Source organism: Streptomyces sp. NPDC059455 (assembly GCF_042750115.1).
GTDB classification, from domain to species: domain Bacteria; phylum Actinomycetota; class Actinomycetes; order Streptomycetales; family Streptomycetaceae; genus Streptomyces; species Streptomyces endocoffeicus.
Genome location: NZ_JBHYVB010000089.1, coordinates 25,765 through 42,802 on the forward strand (window position 1 = coordinate 25,765; position 17,038 = coordinate 42,802).

Consider the following 17,038-nt stretch of genomic DNA (forward strand, 5'->3'; position numbering starts at 1 on the left):
TTTTTATTTTGTGCTGGGGGGTGGTGTTGTGTGGGTGTGGGTTGTTGTTGGGGGTGGTGGTGTTTTTGGGGGGGGGGGGGCGGGCCCCCCCCCCCCCCCGCCCCTGATGGCCTCAGCGGTGCGCCGGGAACTCCACCACCTGCTGGAAGGTGGGCCGGTTCTGCCAGCTGATCTTGTCGTGGGTGAGCCCGCCGACCGGCCGCTGGATGATGGCGTCGGCACACCACTGGTCGCCCGCGGAGCAGTTGTCGTCCCCGGGGTAGACCTGGGCGGCGGTCTTGCCCACGGCCGTCTTCAGGCTGGTCAGCAGGGCGTCACGGCAGGCGCCGAGCTGTCCGCCGCCGCAGTACGGGCGGGCCAGCGGTCCCTTGACGTCCTCGCCGAGGACCGTGCGCAGGTCCTTGTCGACATAGGACCACCAGCCGTACTGGAAGGACGACCCGGCGTGCGAGCCGGTGGGGCCGTGCCCGGCCGAGGGCGCTTCGTCGACCGTCAGATTGGCGCGCAGCGCGTCGTAGAGCCCGTCGCCCAGGCCGGACTTGAACTCGGCCTCGACCAGCAGCGGCCACCAGGCGTCCATGATCCGTACCGCGTCGGCGTGCCCGTAGGTGTGCGAACCGGCGCTGGTCTCATGGCGCTGTGAGCCCGCCGACTGCCAGGAGTCCAGTTGCTGTACCGCCGTGGCCAGCTGGGGATCGTCGATGGGCTTGGAGCGCACCACCTTCAGCAGCTCCGGCAGCACGTCCTCGCCGCGCAGATCGGTGACGGCGGCCTCGGCCATGGCCCGGGTGAGCGCGGAGCGGGTGACACCGCCCTTGCGGACCAGGGCGCGCACCCGGTCGTCGAGGAGGTTGCCGCGGTGCACCGAGCCGTTGCCGAAGCCGGCCGCGCTGTAGTCCTTGGCCAGCTTGTTGTTCCAGCTGATGTAGTAGTCCTGGTCGATGGACTGGGGGTGTTCGGCGGGCGGGGTGGCGGCGGAGGTGTTGTCCTTCGGGTCGAAGTCCCGCCACTCATAGGCGGTTTCGGCCTTCACCGGCAGCGAGGAGTCGACGTCCGCGGCGCGCACCGGGTTGAGCCCGCTGTTGTAGTAGCCGGTCTGCCGGGAGTCGGCGTAGAACCAGTTGAAGGTGTAGTTGATGTGCTGTGCCGCGCTCTGGAAGGACTTGGCGTCGGTCACATAGCCGGGGTCGTTGAGCATCTGGAAGCCGACGATGGAGTCGGCCTCGTGCCGGTAGGTGGAGCGCAGCATGGTGTAGGCCACCGGTTTGCCGCCGACGGTCGCGCGATGGGTCACCAGCCCGTACTTGGTGCGGTAGACCTGCATCCGGTACGAGCCGGCGGCGGTGGAGTCGGCGAGGGTGGGCTTCCAGGCGTTGCGCCGCTCCAGCTTGTCCATCTGCACGCAGTCGCCGCGATAGCGGTAGTACGTGGAGTCCTTGGACGGCGCGGAGCCGTCCGGGGAGCACAGCTCGACCGCGTAGGTGTCGGTGATGTCCTGGGCGGAGGTGGTGGCGCTCCAGGCGTAGTCCTGGCCCCGGCCGAGCTGGACGTACATCCCGACCCCCGCGAAGGAGGCACCGCGGGCGCTGATCCCCGGGCCCTGGATCTCCTGGAGCATCAGCAGCTGCGGGGCGAAGTAGCCGGCCTGGGGGCCGAAGACGGCCACCGGGTGGCCGCTCTCGGTGTACTTGCCGGAGACCACGAGCGCGTTGGACATGCCCTTCTTGCGGCTGAACAGATCGCGGGGCAGCACCCCGTCGTCGTAGATGCCGCGCAGCGGCTCCAGGGCTTGCTTGGGGGCCTTGACCTGGGTGCGGGCCTTGGTGGCGGCGCCGCCCTCGCGGTCGTAGACGAGCTGTTCGGGGGTGACCGAGCCGCTGTCGGGCAGGGCGGTGCCCTTGGGCGCGGCGGGCTTCCCGGCGTACGGGAAGCTGCCGTCGCGTACGGTCAGCGCCGCCTCCGGGTCGTTGCGCTCCCGGAAGGACTCCCACACCTTGGTGCCCTCGGCGAGGCCGTACTTCTGCTGGGCGGCGAGCAGCGAGAGCGCGCCCTCCACCTCGCCGCCCCCGCCGTTGCCGAAGAGCGCGCCGACGACGGAGGCGAGCGCGATCAGGTCGGTGAGCTTGAACGGCTGGATCTCACCGGCGTTGGTGATCGCGTCGATATGGCCGGTGAGCACGTACTCACCGGGGAAGTACCGGCCGTCCTTGGACTTCTTGGCGTAGGCGTTGATGCCGTCGACATACGCCTGGGCGTCGGCCAGCGCCTGGCGGCCGCGCTCTCCGCCGGTGGCGAGGATGTAGTCGATCTGCGCCTGATAGTCCTCTTCGGTGTACGGCGCCTGGCGGAAGAAGTCCTGTTCCAGGCCCTGGTTGGCGGGGGCGCCACCGGCGAAGGGGGTCAGCTCGCCGCGGCCCACGTGGCGGAAGAGGTCCATCAGCCACAGCCGGTCCTGGGCGGCGGCGTATCCGGCGCCGTACTCGGTGCCCTCGCGGGTGGTGCCCTGGATGTGCGGGACGCCGGTCTTCTTGTCACGGGTGATCGTGACGTCGTCGCGCGGTTTGGTCACGGAGGCGACCTGGTCGGCGGGGACTCCGAAGGAGGAGTCGTTGAAGAAGCTGTTCAGCTTGTCGTCGGTGAGGGTGGGGTAGCCGCTCGCCAGATCGCCGTACGGGCCGAGCTGGTCGGTGCTGTGCTCGGGGTGGGTGCCCAGCACCCGGTTGGCGAGGATGTCGGCGAGGGTGGCGTTGCCGGTGGCGCCCGGCGGGAGGATGTCGGAGCACTGGCCCCGGCAGTAGTCGGTGGCGGCCGCCGCGGCGGGCTCCGCCCGGGCCGGCTGGGGCACCGGGGCCGCGAGGGCGATGCCGAGGCCGAGCGCGGCGGCCGCGGCGAGCACGGTACTGGTGAGCCTGCGGGTTCTGGTGGGCCTGGGGGTTCGTCGTCGCATGTGCGCTCCTCCCGATTGCCGTCGGACGGAGGTTACCGGCGGTATTAGCGGCTCGGAAGATGAGCGGGCGTCAACTTCTTTCCGTTTGCGGACGGATGAGGACTGCCCGCGAAGATCCAGGGAATTCGATGGATCCGGATCGCGCTGCGTTACGTCCATTCGACAACGAGTCGGGTCCGCAATCGCGGAGGTGGTAGGAAGTGGCCGGTTTCAGAGCACTCGCCCGAGAGGTTCGCAATCCACGCAGACACATCACCGCTCGGCGCACATCGCTGCGCAAATGCCTGGAACGGTTCGCGCCGTACGGGCACCGGGCGACCTGGCATCATCTGTGCACCCGCTCCGGGATGACCCCGGAGGATCGCAGGCCGGACCCCCTACGACTGCTCACCGCCCTTGAGGAGCTCGAGGAGGCCCGCACACTGTGGCTCGCGTACGAGGCGGACTTCGCCGCCCGGCGCAGGCAGGAGAAACTTCTCGGCATCCGGCAGCCGAGCGCTGTCGACGACTGGCATCTGCGCACCTGGGGCGGATGCGACATCATTCCCTGCGAGAACCCCGCGGCCCATCCCGACGACCGCCTCGCGGATGTGCTGCGACGGCTGATCGCGGCGATGGAGTCGGGCCCGGGGGCGGCCTGCCCGGTATGCATCCGACCGGGCCTGGTCTGGCGCGAGGACCTGGACCGCTATCCCTCGGCCGGGCCGGTCTGCGCGGACTGCGGCATCGTGGTGCCGCTGCCGCTGCTGACCACCGAGGCCCTGGCGGCGGCACGGCGCGTGGTCCGGATGAGCCGGTACGCCGCCGTATGACACCCGGCCGCCCCGGCCGGGAGCGCGCTCGTCGGACCCTTTGAGCACCGGACGACCGGCGAGCGCGCCGGAATCCCCCTGAGACCGCGGTCGATCACCGACGGCCGCCGACACTCGCCCTCGATCACCGACACTCGCCGTCGGCCTCCGTCGATCACCGACATTCGCCGTCGGCCTCCGTCGATCACCGACGCTCGCCGATGGCCGCGTCGGCGCGGGCCGCGTTGACAGGGCCCAGGTCAGCCGACCATGCTGAGCAGTCGCTTAGTGAGTGGTTGCCCGGGAGGCACGCATGACAGAGCCCAGGATCTTCACCTCGCCCGATGAACTGCGGTCCGCGGTCGGCGAGGAACTCGGCCCCAGTGACTGGCTGGAGATCGACCAGAAGCGCATCGATCTGTTCGCCGACGCGACCGGCGACCACCAGTGGATCCATGTGGACCCGGAGCAGGCGGCCGCCGGTCCGTTCGGCACCACGATCGCGCACGGCTATCTGACGCTGTCCCTGCTGCCGTCGTTCACCCCGCAGCTGCTGCGGGTCGAGGGCGTGCGCATGGGCATCAACTACGGCGTCAACAAGGTCCGCTTCCCCTCCCCCGTCCCGGTCGGCTCCCGGCTGCGCGCCACCGGCCGCATCGTGGAGGTGACCGAGGTCAAGGACGGTCTCCAGATGACGCTGACGGTGACCCTGGAGCGGGAGGGCGGCAACAAGCCGGTGTGCGTGGCGGAATCCATCGTCCGCTACTACGTCTGACCGCCGCCGGCGCCCACCATGCGCAGCACCAGACCCGCGTAGAGGTCGCCGACCTCATCGGGGGTGCTGCGCCCGCCGGCGTTGAACCAGCGGGCGACGTCGATGCACAGGGACAGCACCGCGACCGTGGTGCCACGGACGTCCGGGACGTCGAAGACGCCCGCCTTCACCCCGTCCTCGATGATCGAGCGCACCGCCCCGTCCGTGGCCTTGCGGACCGCGATGACCTCGGCGTGGTGCTCCTCCGCGAGCGCGCCGAGCTCGTACTGCACCACACGCGCGGTCGTGTGGTGCTCGGCGTGCCAGCGGACGAAGGAGCGGACGGCGTCGGCCAGCCGCTCGGCGGGGGTGCCTTCGCTGTCCCGCGCCCGCTCCACAATCGTCAGGGCCCGCTCATGGCCGACCTTGCTGATCTGGTAGAGCAGCTCTTCCTTGGTCTTGTAGTGGATGTAGAGCGCGGCCGGGCTCATTCCGGCGCGGCTGGCGATGTCCCGGGTGGTGGTGGCGTGGTAGCCACGCTCCGCGAAGGCGTGCACGGCGGCGCTCACCAGCCGCCGGGCGGCGTCGGGGGTGATGTCGCCCCAGGGCTCGACCTTGCCTCCGGTGTTCTTGGGCTCCGCGTCCATGGCGCACACCCTACACGGAGAGTGAGCAAGCGCTTAGGCCCTGTCCGGGGCCGCGGTGGACGCTCAGAGCCTGTGTCATATCCCCGGTCGGATCAGCGTGCGGCGTCAGGGGGCACCTCCCAGCGGTAGCTGGGGGAGCGTGCGATCGCAAGGCGCCGGAGCGCCCTCGTGGCGGAGCCACATGGGCGTTTCGGCAACGCCGCGAGAGGGGGCACCTCCCAGCGGTAGCCGGGGGAGCGTGCCAGACGCCGCACGCCCGGCCGGGGATATGACACAGGCTCTCAGTGGGCGGCCGCCGTCTCGGTGCCCACCCGGCCGGGGAACTCCGCGCCCAGCAGCCGCAGCAGCGGGGTCGCCTTCACGGCCGTCTCCTCGAACTCCTCGTCCGGGTCGGACAGCGCCACGATCGCCCCGCCCACCCCGTACCGGACCCGGTCCGGGGTCACCACCAGGGTGCGGATCACGATGCTCAGATCGCACGCCCCGGACAGCGAGAAGTATCCGATGGCGCCGGAGTACACCCCGCGCGGCCCGGCCTCCAGATCGTCGATGATCTGCATGGTGCGGATCTTGGGCGCGCCGGTCATCGATCCGCCGGGGAAGGCGGCGCGCACGCCCTCGACCGCGGAGGTGGACGGCCGCAGGGTGGCGCGTACCGTGCTGACCAGCTGATGGACCGTCGCATAGGTCTCGACGTCGAATATCCTGGGCACCCGCACCGAGCCGATCTCCGCGGTGCGGCCGAGGTCGTTGCGCACCAGGTCGACGATCATCAGGTTCTCGGAGCGGTCCTTCTCGCTGGTCGCGAGGTCCACCCGCAGCAGCTCGTCCTCGGCCGGGGAGCCGCCGCGCGGCCGGGTGCCCTTGATCGGCTGGGACTCCACGGTGCCGTCCCGGAAGACCCGCAGAAAACGCTCGGGCGAGGTGCTCAGCACGGACAGCGGGCCGAAGCGGAGCAGGGCGGCGAACGGCGCGGGGCTGAGCCGGCGCAGATACTGGTACGCGGCCCACGGGTCCACCGGGCCGTCGGCCTCGGCCATGTTCGTCAGGCACACCTCATAGGTCTCCCCCGCGGTGATCAGCTCCTGGCAGGTGGCGATCATCTCCAGGTAGCGCTCCCGGTCATGGCGCAGCCGTACCTCGTCCGGGCCGGTGGTGAGCGGGGTGCGGCGGGGCTCCCGCCCGGCCAGCTCCGCCAGCCGCTCGGCGGTCCCGCGCAGCCAGGTCCGGGCCTGCTCCTCGCCGCCCCGCTCCGCGCCCTCCTCCGCCAGGGCGAGGAGATAGGTGGTCGAGGTCTCGTGGTCGAACACCACGGCGCGGTCGGCGAAGACCATGGCGGCGTCGGGCTCCGAGGAGCGGTGGGTCCGCTCACCGCCGCATTCGGCCTTGAGCTCGTACCCGAGGTATCCGGTCCAGCCGAGGGCGAAGTCGAAGGGCAGCGGGGGCAGTTGGACCCGGGCGGCGCGCAGGTCTCGCTCGATCCAGGTCAGGAACTCCTCGTGCAGCACCTCGCGGGAGCCGGCCGCGGTGACGGTGACCGTGCCCGCCCAGGTGTCGGCGGTGGCCACCCGGGCCAGCGGCCCGGAGGCGTCCCCCATCATCGAGAACCGTCCGCGCTCGCCCCCGGTGGCGCTGCTGTCCAGCCAGAAGGCGTGTCCGTCGGCGCGGAAGAGCCGGTCGAAGACGACCTCGTCGGACCAGCGGGTGGGCAGGGTCTCCACCAGCACCCGCAGCGACCGCGGGGTGGCGAGCGGCGCGGCGGTGGGCTCCGCGCCGCCGCGGCGGGAGGAGCGGGTGCCGCGCCGCCGCGCCGCCGGTTCCACTCCCTGGCGGGTCTGCCAGGACCGGGTGAGGCCGGCGAAGTTGCCGAGCAGCAGCCGGCCGTGCTCGGTGCAGATGGACTCGGGGTGGAACTGCACGCCCCACAGGGGCCGTTCGCGGTGGGCGATCCCCATCAGCACACCGTCCTCGGTCCAGGCGGTGGCCCGCAGCTCCTCGGGCAGGTCGGTGACGGTGAGCGAGTGGTAGCGGACGACGTCGAAGGGGCTGGGCAGCCCGGTGAAGAGGCCGGTGCCGTCGTGGGTCACCCGGGACAGCCGGCCGTGCCGGGGCTCGGGGGCCCGGACCACCCGGGCGCCGCTCAGCAGGCCCACCCCCTGGTGGCCCAGGCAGACGCCGAGCAGCGGCAGGGCGCCTTCGAGGACGATGTCGCGGCAGACGCCGAAGTCGGCCGCGCGCTCGGGGCTGCCGGGTCCGGGGGAGATGACGACGTTGTCGAAGTCCCGCAGCATCTCGGGCTTCCAGCCGGGGTCGTCGTGCCGGATCACCTCGGGCTCCCCGCCGCCCACCTCGGCCAGGTAGTGGAACAGGTTGTAGGTGAACGAGTCGTAGTTGTCTACCAGCAGCGTGCGCATCGAAACCTCGAACCTATCGGAACTCTTGATGACCGGCACGGTTCACCCCGCGCGGAGCAGCGAGGTGAACGCGTGGACCGTTTCGGCGGCCTGCTCGGGGTTCAGCCGGGGGTCACAGGGGGACCGGAACCGGGGGAACGCGGCGGCCCCGGCGTCCGCGGCCTCCGCGACGCACTCGGTGACCGGTTCCGGCGTCATCTCCAGGTGCAGCCCGCCCGGCCACTGACGGCGGTCCCGCAGGATCCGGTGGAACGCGGCGATCTCGTCACGGATCGCCCACAGGGCTCTGGTCTTGTGACCGCTTCCGGAACGGATGGTGTTGCCGTGCATGGGGTCGCTCAGCCAGACCACCGGGATCCCGGTCTCCGCGACCGCCTCGACCAGCGGCGGCAGCAGCCGGCCGATCCGGTCCGCGCCCATGCGCACGATGAGGGCCAGCCGGCCGGGCCGGCGCTCGGGGTTGAGCAGACGGGCCAGCTGCACGAGGTCCGCGGGGGTCGCGGAGGGACCGACCTTGACGCCGACGGGGTTGCGGACCGAGGCGGCCAGCCGGATGTGCGGGCCCTCGGGGTCCCTGGTCCGCTCGCCGATCCAGCCGAAGTGGAGGGATGAGGCGAAGCCGCCGTCGGCGGCCGCCCGGATCAGGGGCAGCTCGTAGGGGAGCAGCAGCAGTTCATGGGAGGCGTAGATCCGCTCGGCGTCGTCGTGTGCCGTCTGTTCGTTTCGCATCGTGGACAGCACGGCGGCCGCGCGGTCGTAGGCGGTGAGCAGCCGGTCCGGGTCGGGGATCCGGGCGCGCGGATCGGCGGCGGCGCCGTTGACCGCGTCTCCCCGGTAGACGGGTAACCGGCCGCCGTCGGCGAGCACGTCGTACGGCGCCGATCTGGGCTTGGCGTACTGGCCCGCGATCCGGCCCATCGTCACCACCGGGAGGCCGAGACCGGTGCGGATCGCCGTGGACAGCTCGCGCAGCTGCCCCAGTTTGCGCCGCACCACCCGCGGCGCCGCGTCGGCGAACAGCTCGGCGCAGTCCCCGCCCTGGAGGACGGCGGCCTCGCCGCGCTGCACCGCGGCCATCCGCCGGGTGAGCTGCTCGGTCTCCTCCGGGGGGATCAGCGCGGGGCGGCCGCTCAGGGCGTGCCGGATCTCCTCGAGCCGGTCCGGGTCGGGCCACGGCGGCTGCTGAGCGGTCACCTTCTCCGCGGTCGGGCCGGGAGCGGTCATGTAGGAAGCCTCCACTGGTCGAGCCGGACACATCCTGCTGAAGCGCCGAGGCGGCGCGGGACACCCGTGGGGACCCCCGAACCGGCGGGCCGGACGGGTCGACGGAACCGAGGAAACAGACGCGTCCGCTCCCGGTCGCAAAACCGCGACCAGCGGAGATAGAAATGATGGATATACGTCCGTCACTCCTTCGAGTGAATTTCTTCATCACTCGGAAGGGATTACCAGCGGTTACTGCCGGAATTTCCGGCTCAGAGCCCCCGTTGCGCAGCCGACGACACGGTCGATTCAACGCGGCAGGGAGCTTAGCAATAGGGCGTAACCGTAAGCGACAGTTCCGCCGACATTTCGGAACGTGACGAAGGTCACATGCGTAAGACTTGCACTCAGACTCGCCTTCTATAGTGTTTTCGGCCTGCGCTTATCCCGTGGGGGCACCGCAACGGATGGCGTAGAAATCACATGAGACTTACGGGGGTAAGTGAATGTCTCTTCCATCGCGTCGTCTCCGAGCGCCGGCTTCCGGAGACCGTCCTTAACGCCCTGCCTCCTGGCAGTGGCTATCTCGGTATTTCCCCAGGTCAGACACGCCTTCATGGCCATGTGAGCAATTGCTGACCGCTGGGCCGCCGATGCTTCGACAGCCATCCACAAACGCCAGGACAAAGCCATGTCCGCCTAGGGCGGCATGGCCGCACAGCGACGCACCCATTCTCATCCGAGCCGCAAGCCGGCGTTGGAGCAATACGTCATGCGCTTAAGCACGAAGACCTCCCAGCCCGATACGAGAGCGCCCCGCAAACGCGTCATCCTCGCCGAACCCCGCGGTTTCTGCGCGGGTGTCCGCCGCGCCATTGCCATGGTCGAGCGGGCGCTTGAGGTATACGGCCCGCCTATTTATGTTCGAAAACAGATCGTTCACAACCACTACGTCGTCAGCCTCCTGGAGCGCAAGGGCGCACGCTTTGTGGAATCGGAAGACGACGTTCCCGAAGGGGCCGTGTGCCTCTTTTCCGCACACGGTGTCTCACCCGCCGTCCGCGCCGCCGCGTCCACCAGAGATCTGCAGGTCATCGACGCCACCTGCCCTCTGGTGGCCAAGGTGCACCAGCAGGCGCGCCGAGTGGTCCGGGAAGGCCGGGTACTGCTGCTCGTGGGACATGCGGAACACGAGGAAACGGAAGGGACTCGCGGGGAGGCCCCGCGGGAAACCCTGGTCGTGGAAACCGCCGAGGACGTCGAACGGCTGGACCTGCCCCGGGACACCCCGGTGGCCTATCTGACCCAGACCACCCTGTCGGTGGACGAGACCGCCGGCATCGTCCGCGCCCTCACCGAGCGGTTCGACGACATCGCCGGCCCCGGCACCGACACCATCTGCTACGCCAGCCAGAACCGGCAGAACGGCATCAAGTCCCTCGCCGAGCAGGCCGATCTGGTGCTGGTGGTCGGCTCGGAGAACTCCAGCAACTCCCAGCGGATGGTCGATGTCGCCCGCGACGCCGGAACCCCCGCCCGGCTGGTCCCGGACGTCTCCCGGCTGGACAGCGGCTGGCTGGAGGGCGTGACCACCGTCGGCGTCAGCTCCGGCGCCAGCGTCCCGGACGCCCTCGTCCACCAACTCCTCGACCGGCTGGCCGAGTTCGGCCATGACCAGGTCGACATCGAGTCCACGGCCGTCGAGGACGTGGTCTTCTCCATGCCCCTGTCGCTCACCGACGGCATCCGGTCCGACGACCGGGAACGGCTCGACGACGCCTGGTCGCAGGTCCCATCGGACGCACCGGCCGGAACCCCTAGGAGGACGAAGTGACGGTCCATACGATGGCGACCCCCCGCCCCGCCTCGGCCCCGGCCACCACCGCCCGCCGGACGCTGATGAGCCTGCTGCCCCGGGTCGAGGAGCGGCTGCACGCCTTCCTGTCCACGGAGTACGAGCGCTGGCACGGTCTCGACTCCCGCTCCAGCGTCCCCATCGACGCGATCGCCGACCTGGTCAACGCGGGCGGCAAGCGCATGCGCCCGGCGTTCTGCCTGAGCGGCTATCTGGCCGCGGGCGGCGATCCGGAGGACGGCCAGGTCATCCCCGTCGCCGCCGCGCTGGAGCTGCTCCACGCCTGTGCGCTGATCCACGACGATGTGATGGACGAGTCCGCGGTGCGCCGCGGCGCGCCGACCGTGCACACCAGCCAGGCCGCGCTGCACCGCGAGCGCGGATGGCAGGGCACGGCGGAGCGCTTCGGGGAGAACGTGGCGATCCTCGCGGGCGATCTGGCCCTGGTCTACTCCGACGAGATCATGGCCGAGGTGGGGCCCGCGGTGGCCGCCGAGTGGCATCTGCTGCGCTCGGAGCTGATCATCGGCCAGTACATGGACGTCGCGGCGTCCGTGGAGTTCGAGCCGGACCCGGAGACCTCGCGGTGGATCGCCATCGCCAAGTCCGGCCGCTACACCATCCACCGTCCGCTGGTCCTGGGCGCCGCGGTGGCCGGCCGCGCCGACGCGGCGCCGGCCTTCGAGGAGTACGGGGCGGCGCTCGGCGAGGCGTTCCAGCTGCGGGACGACCTGCTGGACGCCTTCGGGGACTCCGAGGTCACCGGCAAGCCGAGCGGTCTGGACTTCGAGCAGCACAAGATGACGCTGCTGATGGCCCTGGCCATCCAGCGCAACGCGCACATCAGGGAGCTGGTGCCCGCTCGGCTGCGGGGCGCCGACCACCTGCGGCAGCTGCTGATCGAGACGGGTGTGCGCGACGACGTCGAGAAGCACATCGACGGACTCGTCGAGCGGGCCTGCCGCGCCATCGCCGAGGCCCCGGTGGAGCCGGAGTGGCGGGAGGAACTCGCCGCCATGGCCCACGAGGTCGCCTACCGGAGCGCCTGAGGACAGCCGATGGGCACCGACAGCGACCGCACCCGGCGGCAACGACGCGGAGGGAGTAAACCCGGATGACACTGCTGGAGACCATCCACGGTCCCGCCGACCTCAAGCACCTGGACGCCGGCCGGCTCACCGATCTCGCGAAGGAAATCAGGCACTTCCTCATCGACAAGGTGCTGCGGACCGGCGGGCACCTGGGGCCCAACCTGGGCACCGTCGAACTCACCATCGCCCTGCACCGCGTCTTCGACTCCCCCCGGGACCGCATCCTGTGGGACACCGGACACCAGGCGTATGTGCACAAGATCCTGACCGGCCGCCGGGAGGGCTTCGACCGGCTCCGGCAGAAGGGCGGGCTGTCCGGCTACCCCAGCCGGGCGGAGTCCGAGCACGACACCATCGAGAACAGCCACGCCTCCACCGTGCTCTCGTACGCCGACGGCCTCGCCAAGGGGTTCCGGCTGCGGGGCGAGACCGACCGCGCGGTAGTGGCCGTCATCGGGGACGGGGCGCTGACCGGCGGCATGGCCTGGGAGGCGCTGAACAACATCTCGGGCGCCCCGGACCGCCCCGTCGTCATCGTGGTGAACGACAACGGCCGTTCCTACGCGCCGACCACGGGCGGCCTCGCCACCTATCTGGCGGGCCTGCGCACCTCCCCCGACTACGAGCGGTTCCTGGAGTGGTCCAAGCAGCGGCTGCGGCAGACCCCGAAGCTCTACGAGGCGCTGCACGCGGTCAAGGCGGGGCTGAAGGACATGCTGGCCCCGCAGGGGCTCTTCGCCGACCTGGGCCTGAAGTACCTCGGGCCGGTCGACGGACACGACATCGCGGAGGTGGAGGCCGCGCTGCGGCAGGCCGCCGGGTTCGGCGGACCGGTCGTGGTGCACTGTCTGACCCGTAAGGGCCACGGCTACCGGCGCGCGGAGGCCGACGAGCGCGACCACCACCACGCGGTGGGTGCCGGCGACCCGGCCACCGGCGAACCGCTGGGCTCCCCGGGCCCGTCCTGGACCTCGGTCTTCGGCGCGGAACTGGTCGAGATCGGCCGTGAGCGCCCCGAGGTGGTGGCGGTGACGGCGGCGATGCTCCAGCCCACCGGGCTCGCGGGGTACGCCGAGGAGTTCCCCGACCGGGTCTTCGACGTCGGCATCGCCGAGCAGCACGCGGTCACCTCGGCCGCGGGGCTCGCCATGGCGGGGATGGTGCCGGTGGTGGCCGTCTACTCCACGTTCCTGGGCCGCGGCTTCGACCAGCTGCTGATGGATGTGGCGATGCACTCCTGCCCGGTGGTGTTCGTCCTGGACCGGGCCGGGGTCACCGGTGACGACGGGGCCTCCCACAACGGCATGTGGGATCTGTCGGTGCTCGGGATCGTGCCCGGCCTGCGGGTCGCGGCGCCCCGCGACGGGGCCTGTCTGCGCGCCGCGCTGCGCGAGGCGGTGGCGATCACCGACGGCCCCAGCGCCATCCGGTTCCCCAAGGGCCCGGTGGGGCCCGACATCCCCGCCGTCGACCAGCACGACGGCATCGATGTACTGCACCGCTCCCCCGGCGACGACGTCCTGCTGGTGTCCGTGGGCGCCATGGCCGCGACGGCGTGCGAGACGGCGCGCCGGCTCACCGAGGAGGGCCTGGGCGTCACCGTGGTGGACCCGGCCTGGCTCAGACCGGTCGGCCCGTCGCTGATCAAGCTGGCGGAGCGGTACCGGCTCGTGGTGACCGTCGAGGACAACCTGCGCGTGGGTGGCTACGGCTCGCTGCTCGCCCAGGAGTTGCGCGACGCCGGTGTCCCGGCCCCGGTGTCCGGTTTCGGGATTCCGCAGCGCTTCCTGGACCACGGCAAACGCGCCGACATCCTCGCCGAATGCGGCCTGAGCCCCGAAGACCTGGCCCGCTCGATCCGGATGCGGATCGCGGCCGACCGTGCGCCGGGCGTCCGGCGCCTTGAGGAGGATTTCCGATGACCGTCGATCTCGGCCTGCCCGCAGCGCCGCCACCGGTGCTCGGCAAGCGCCGTGTCACCCGTCAGCTCCGCGTCGGCGCGGTGGGGGTCGGCAGCGATTTCCCCGTCTCCGTGCAGTCCATGACGACCACCGTCACCGCCGATGTCAACGCCACCCTCCAGCAGATCGCCGAGCTGACCGCGACCGGCTGTGACATCGTCCGGGTGGCCTGTCCCAGCCAGGACGACGCCGACGCGCTGCCGCAGATCGCCCGCAAGTCCAAGATCCCGGTGATCGCCGATATCCACTTCCAGCCCAAGTACGTGTTCGCCGCCATCGAGGCGGGGTGCGCGGCGGTGCGGGTGAACCCGGGGAACATCAAGAAGTTCGACGACAAGGTCAAGGAGATCGCCCGCGCCGCGAAGGACCACGGCACCCCGATCCGCATCGGGGTGAACGCCGGCTCGCTGGACGCGCGGCTGATGGCCAAGCACGGCAAGGCCACACCCGAGGCGCTGGTGGAGTCGGCGCTGTGGGAGGCGGAGCTCTTCGCCGAGCACGACTTCCACGATCTGAAGATCTCGGTGAAGCACAACGACCCGGTGGTCATGGTGCGCGCCTATGAGCTGCTCGCCGAGTCCTGCGACTATCCGCTGCACCTGGGGGTGACCGAGGCGGGCCCCGCGTTCCAGGGCACCGTCAAGTCCGCGGTGGCCTTCGGCGCGCTGCTGCGGCAGGGCATCGGCGACACCATCCGGGTGTCGCTGTCGGCGCCACCGATGGAGGAGGTGAAGGTCGGCACCCAGATCCTGCAGTCGCTCAATCTGCGGCCGCGCAAGCTGGAGATCGTCTCCTGCCCCTCCTGCGGCCGGGCCCAGGTGGATGTGTACAAGCTGGCCGACCAGGTCACCGCCGGTCTCGAGGGCATGGAAGTGCCGCTGCGGGTCGCGGTGATGGGGTGTGTGGTCAACGGCCCCGGTGAGGCGCGGGAGGCCGATCTCGGGGTCGCCTCGGGCAACGGCAAGGGCCAGATCTTCGTCAAGGGGAAGGTCATCAAGACCGTCCCCGAGAGCAAGATCGTGGAGACCCTGATCGAGGAGGCCATGCGCCTGGCCGAGGAGGCGGGCCCGCAGGAGGCCCCCGAGTCCCCCACCGTCAGCGTGGGATGAGGGGGCGTCCGTGAAGCGCCTGACAACGCGGGTCGCGATCGTCGGGGCGGGCCCCGGCGGTCTGCTGCTCTCCCATCTGCTCCGGCTCTCCGGAGTGGACTCGATCGTGCTGGAGCGGCGGAGCCGCAGTCATGTGGAGAAGCGGGTGCGGGCCGGGCTGCTGGAGGGCGGCACCGTGGACTTCCTGCGCGAGGCCGGTCTGGCGGACCGGCTGGACCGTGAGGGGCTGGTCCACGAGGGCTTCGTCTTCCGGTTCGGCTCGCGCGCCCACCGGATGCCCTTCACCGAACTGACCGGCCGGACCGTCCATATGTACGGCCAGCAGGAGCTGGTGAAGGACCTGATCCGGGCCCGGACCGAGGCCGGGGCGCGGCTGTGGTTCGACGTCCCCGACGTCGAACTGCGGGGCCTGGAGACGGACACACCGGCCGTGCGCTGCACGGTGGCGGGCGAACCGGTGGAGATCGCCTGTGACTTCGTCGCGGGCTGCGACGGATTCCACGGGGTCTCCCGCCGGTCCGTGCCGCCCGGCGCGCTGACCACCTACGAGCGCACCTATCCGTACGCCTGGCTCGGGGTGCTGGCCCAGGCCCCGCCCGCCGCCGAGGAGCTGATCTACGCGGTGCACGGCCGGGGCTTCGCGCTGCACAGCATGCGCTCCCCCGCGGTGAGCCGGCTCTATCTCCAGGTGGAGGCCGGTGAGTCGGTGGAGAACTGGCCCGATGAGCGGATCTGGAAGGAGCTGCACACCCGTCTGGACATCGACGGCGCCCCGGAACTGGCCGAGGGGCCGGTCCTGGAGAAGAGCTGTGTGGCGCTGCGTGGCTTCGTCACCGAGCCGATGAGCCACGGGCGGCTGTTCCTGGCCGGAGACGCCGCGCATATCGTGCCGCCGACCGCGGCCAAGGGGCTCAACCTCGCCGTGGCGGACATCAAGGTGCTCGCCGCGGCCTTCCGGGAGTTCTACGAAACCGGCGACCGCGGCCCGCTGGACGGCTATTCGGCCGCCTGTCTGCCCGGGGTCTGGCAGGCGCAGGAGTTCTCCGACTGGATGTCGCGGCTGCTGCACCGGCCGACGGAGGGCCGGGTGTTCGACGAGCGGCTGCGGCACGCCCGGCTCGAGGCCGTGGTGCGCTCTCCCGCCGCCGCGCGGAACTTCGCCGAGAACTATGTGGGCCTGGCGCGGGAGCGCACCCCGGCCCGGGGAGGACGGCCGTGACCTCGCTGACGGACGAGAGCCGGACGACGGCGCGCACCCGCCGCGGCGGGGACGTGGCGCGCGGTCTGTTCCGGCTGTCGAAGATCTTCGTGTACCAGAACTACTTCGGCTGGGGCATGGCGTGGCTCGCCCTGAGCCCGCAGGCGCGCGACCGCCCGGGGACCACCGCCGCGATGCTGCTGTTCCTGCTCGGCTCCATGGGCATCGTCACCTGCACCTGCGCCACCGACGACCTGGTGGGCTTCCGCAACGGCAGCGACGCCCGCAACTACAAGGCCGCCGACACCAAGCGCGACATCCGCGGCAAGCCACTGCTCAGCGGGGCGGTCACCGAGCGCGAGGCGGTGCGGTTCATCGCCTGCGCGGCCTCGGTCGCGGCGCTCGCGGGGATCGGCGCGTTCTGGGCGCTGGACTGGCGGGCTCCGGCCGTGGCGTACCTCCTCTACGGGGTCGGGTTCTTCTTCAGCGTGCAGTACTCGGCCGGGCTTCGGCTGAGCTACCACCGGGGCGGTGCGGAGACGCTGCTGTGCCTGGCCACCACGGCCGGGCTGCTGGCCCCGTATCTGGCGGTGGAGCGGCACTGGTCGTCCCCCGCGGTGCTGGTGGGCCTGTTGCTGGGGCTCTGGCTGGTCATGGTGAGCAGCTACTCCAACGTCAACGACGCCGACGGGGACCGCTCGGTGGGCCGCCGCACGCTGGCCGCGTCGACCGGGCCGCGGGTCTACAAGACCGCCATGGCCGTCTTCTTCCTGGCCTCGGCCACGTTGATCTGCGTCCTGGGCCTGGCCACCCGGTGGCCGTGGTGGACCCTGCTGACCCTGCTGCCCGCCACCGCCCTCCACGCGGCCCAGCTGCGCGAGGGCCCGCTGCGGGGGCGCTGGCTGAGCGCCCGCAAGCTCGGGCTGTACGCCTACGACCTGGGCTTCCTGGGTCTGCTGGCGCCCGCGCTGTATGTCCTGTCCTAGGGGGTGTCCGGCGGATCTTGGCGCCTGCGGCGGACTGCTCCCCTCCCCGCCCCTTCCCTCAACTGGGGCTCCGCCCCAGACC

General features: G+C 71.0%; 12 protein-coding genes. 8 read left to right on the plus strand and 4 right to left on the minus strand.

Translation table 11 applies throughout. From position 1 onward, the window contains the following. Nucleotides 1-112: 112 nt before the first annotated feature. A complete protein-coding gene (locus ACFXB5_RS28420) occupies nt 113-2,947 on the minus strand; it encodes a penicillin acylase family protein (protein ID WP_385212760.1) in 2,835 nt (944 codons plus the stop codon). Nucleotides 2,948-3,147: 200 nt separating this feature from the next. Here ACFXB5_RS28420 and ACFXB5_RS28425 point away from each other — a divergent pair, with 200 nt between their 5' ends. Both ACFXB5_RS28425 and ACFXB5_RS28430 read left to right on the plus strand, forming a co-directional pair. Further along, a complete protein-coding gene (locus ACFXB5_RS28425) occupies nt 3,148-3,759 on the plus strand; it encodes a hypothetical protein (protein ID WP_385212762.1) in 612 nt (203 codons plus the stop codon). A 292-nt stretch (nt 3,760-4,051) separates the two neighbouring features. Next, nucleotides 4,052-4,513 carry a MaoC family dehydratase gene (locus ACFXB5_RS28430; protein ID WP_385212764.1) on the plus strand — a complete coding sequence of 154 codons (462 nt, stop codon included), beginning with the start codon at nt 4,052-4,054 and terminating at the stop codon, nt 4,511-4,513. On the opposite strand, the gene ACFXB5_RS28435 is transcribed toward ACFXB5_RS28430, so the two are convergent. The 3 genes from ACFXB5_RS28435 to ACFXB5_RS28445 all read right to left on the minus strand — a co-directional run bounded on the left by ACFXB5_RS28435 (nt 4,504) and on the right by ACFXB5_RS28445 (nt 8,777). Further along, nucleotides 4,504-5,139: a TetR/AcrR family transcriptional regulator gene (locus ACFXB5_RS28435; RefSeq protein ID WP_201853818.1), complete on the minus strand. Its 636-nt coding sequence runs from the start codon at nt 5,137-5,139 to the stop codon at nt 4,504-4,506. The genes ACFXB5_RS28430 and ACFXB5_RS28435 overlap by 10 nt on opposite strands. Nucleotides 5,140-5,420: 281 nt before the next feature. Continuing rightward, nucleotides 5,421-7,553, minus strand: a complete 2,133-nt coding sequence (gene pabB / locus ACFXB5_RS28440; protein ID WP_385212766.1) for an aminodeoxychorismate synthase component I — start codon at nt 7,551-7,553, stop codon at nt 5,421-5,423. A gap of 42 nt (nt 7,554-7,595) precedes the next feature. After that, entirely contained in the window at nt 7,596-8,777 is a 1,182-nt protein-coding gene (locus ACFXB5_RS28445) for a 3-deoxy-7-phosphoheptulonate synthase (RefSeq protein WP_385212768.1), read from the minus strand. A 751-nt stretch (nt 8,778-9,528) separates the two neighbouring features. Between ACFXB5_RS28445 and ispH the strand changes: the two genes are divergently transcribed. The 6 genes from ispH to ACFXB5_RS28475 all read left to right on the plus strand — a co-directional run bounded on the left by ispH (nt 9,529) and on the right by ACFXB5_RS28475 (nt 16,956). Next, nucleotides 9,529-10,590: a 4-hydroxy-3-methylbut-2-enyl diphosphate reductase gene (gene ispH / locus ACFXB5_RS28450; protein ID WP_385212770.1), complete on the plus strand. Its 1,062-nt coding sequence runs from the start codon at nt 9,529-9,531 to the stop codon at nt 10,588-10,590. An 11-nt stretch (nt 10,591-10,601) separates the two neighbouring features. Then, complete coding sequence (locus ACFXB5_RS28455; protein ID WP_385212772.1) at nt 10,602-11,660, plus strand: polyprenyl synthetase family protein; 1,059 nt, start codon at nt 10,602-10,604, stop codon at nt 11,658-11,660. Nucleotides 11,661-11,725: 65 nt separating this feature from the next. After that, on the plus strand, nt 11,726-13,624 hold the full coding sequence (dxs, locus tag ACFXB5_RS28460) for a 1-deoxy-D-xylulose-5-phosphate synthase (protein WP_385212774.1): 1,899 nt from the start codon (nt 11,726-11,728) through the stop codon (nt 13,622-13,624). Continuing rightward, nucleotides 13,621-14,772: a flavodoxin-dependent (E)-4-hydroxy-3-methylbut-2-enyl-diphosphate synthase gene (ispG, locus tag ACFXB5_RS28465; RefSeq protein ID WP_385212775.1), complete on the plus strand. Its 1,152-nt coding sequence runs from the start codon at nt 13,621-13,623 to the stop codon at nt 14,770-14,772. Before dxs ends, ispG begins: the two co-directional genes overlap by 4 nt. 10 nt (nt 14,773-14,782) lie before the next feature. After that, nucleotides 14,783-15,991, plus strand: coding sequence for a 4-hydroxybenzoate 3-monooxygenase (locus ACFXB5_RS28470; protein ID WP_385212777.1), 1,209 nt, complete (start codon nt 14,783-14,785; stop codon nt 15,989-15,991). After that, nucleotides 15,988-16,956 carry a UbiA family prenyltransferase gene (locus ACFXB5_RS28475; RefSeq protein ID WP_385212779.1) on the plus strand — a complete coding sequence of 323 codons (969 nt, stop codon included), beginning with the start codon at nt 15,988-15,990 and terminating at the stop codon, nt 16,954-16,956. The genes ACFXB5_RS28470 and ACFXB5_RS28475 overlap by 4 nt, the downstream gene beginning before the upstream one ends. The last annotated feature ends 82 nt before the right edge of the window (nt 16,957-17,038 follow it).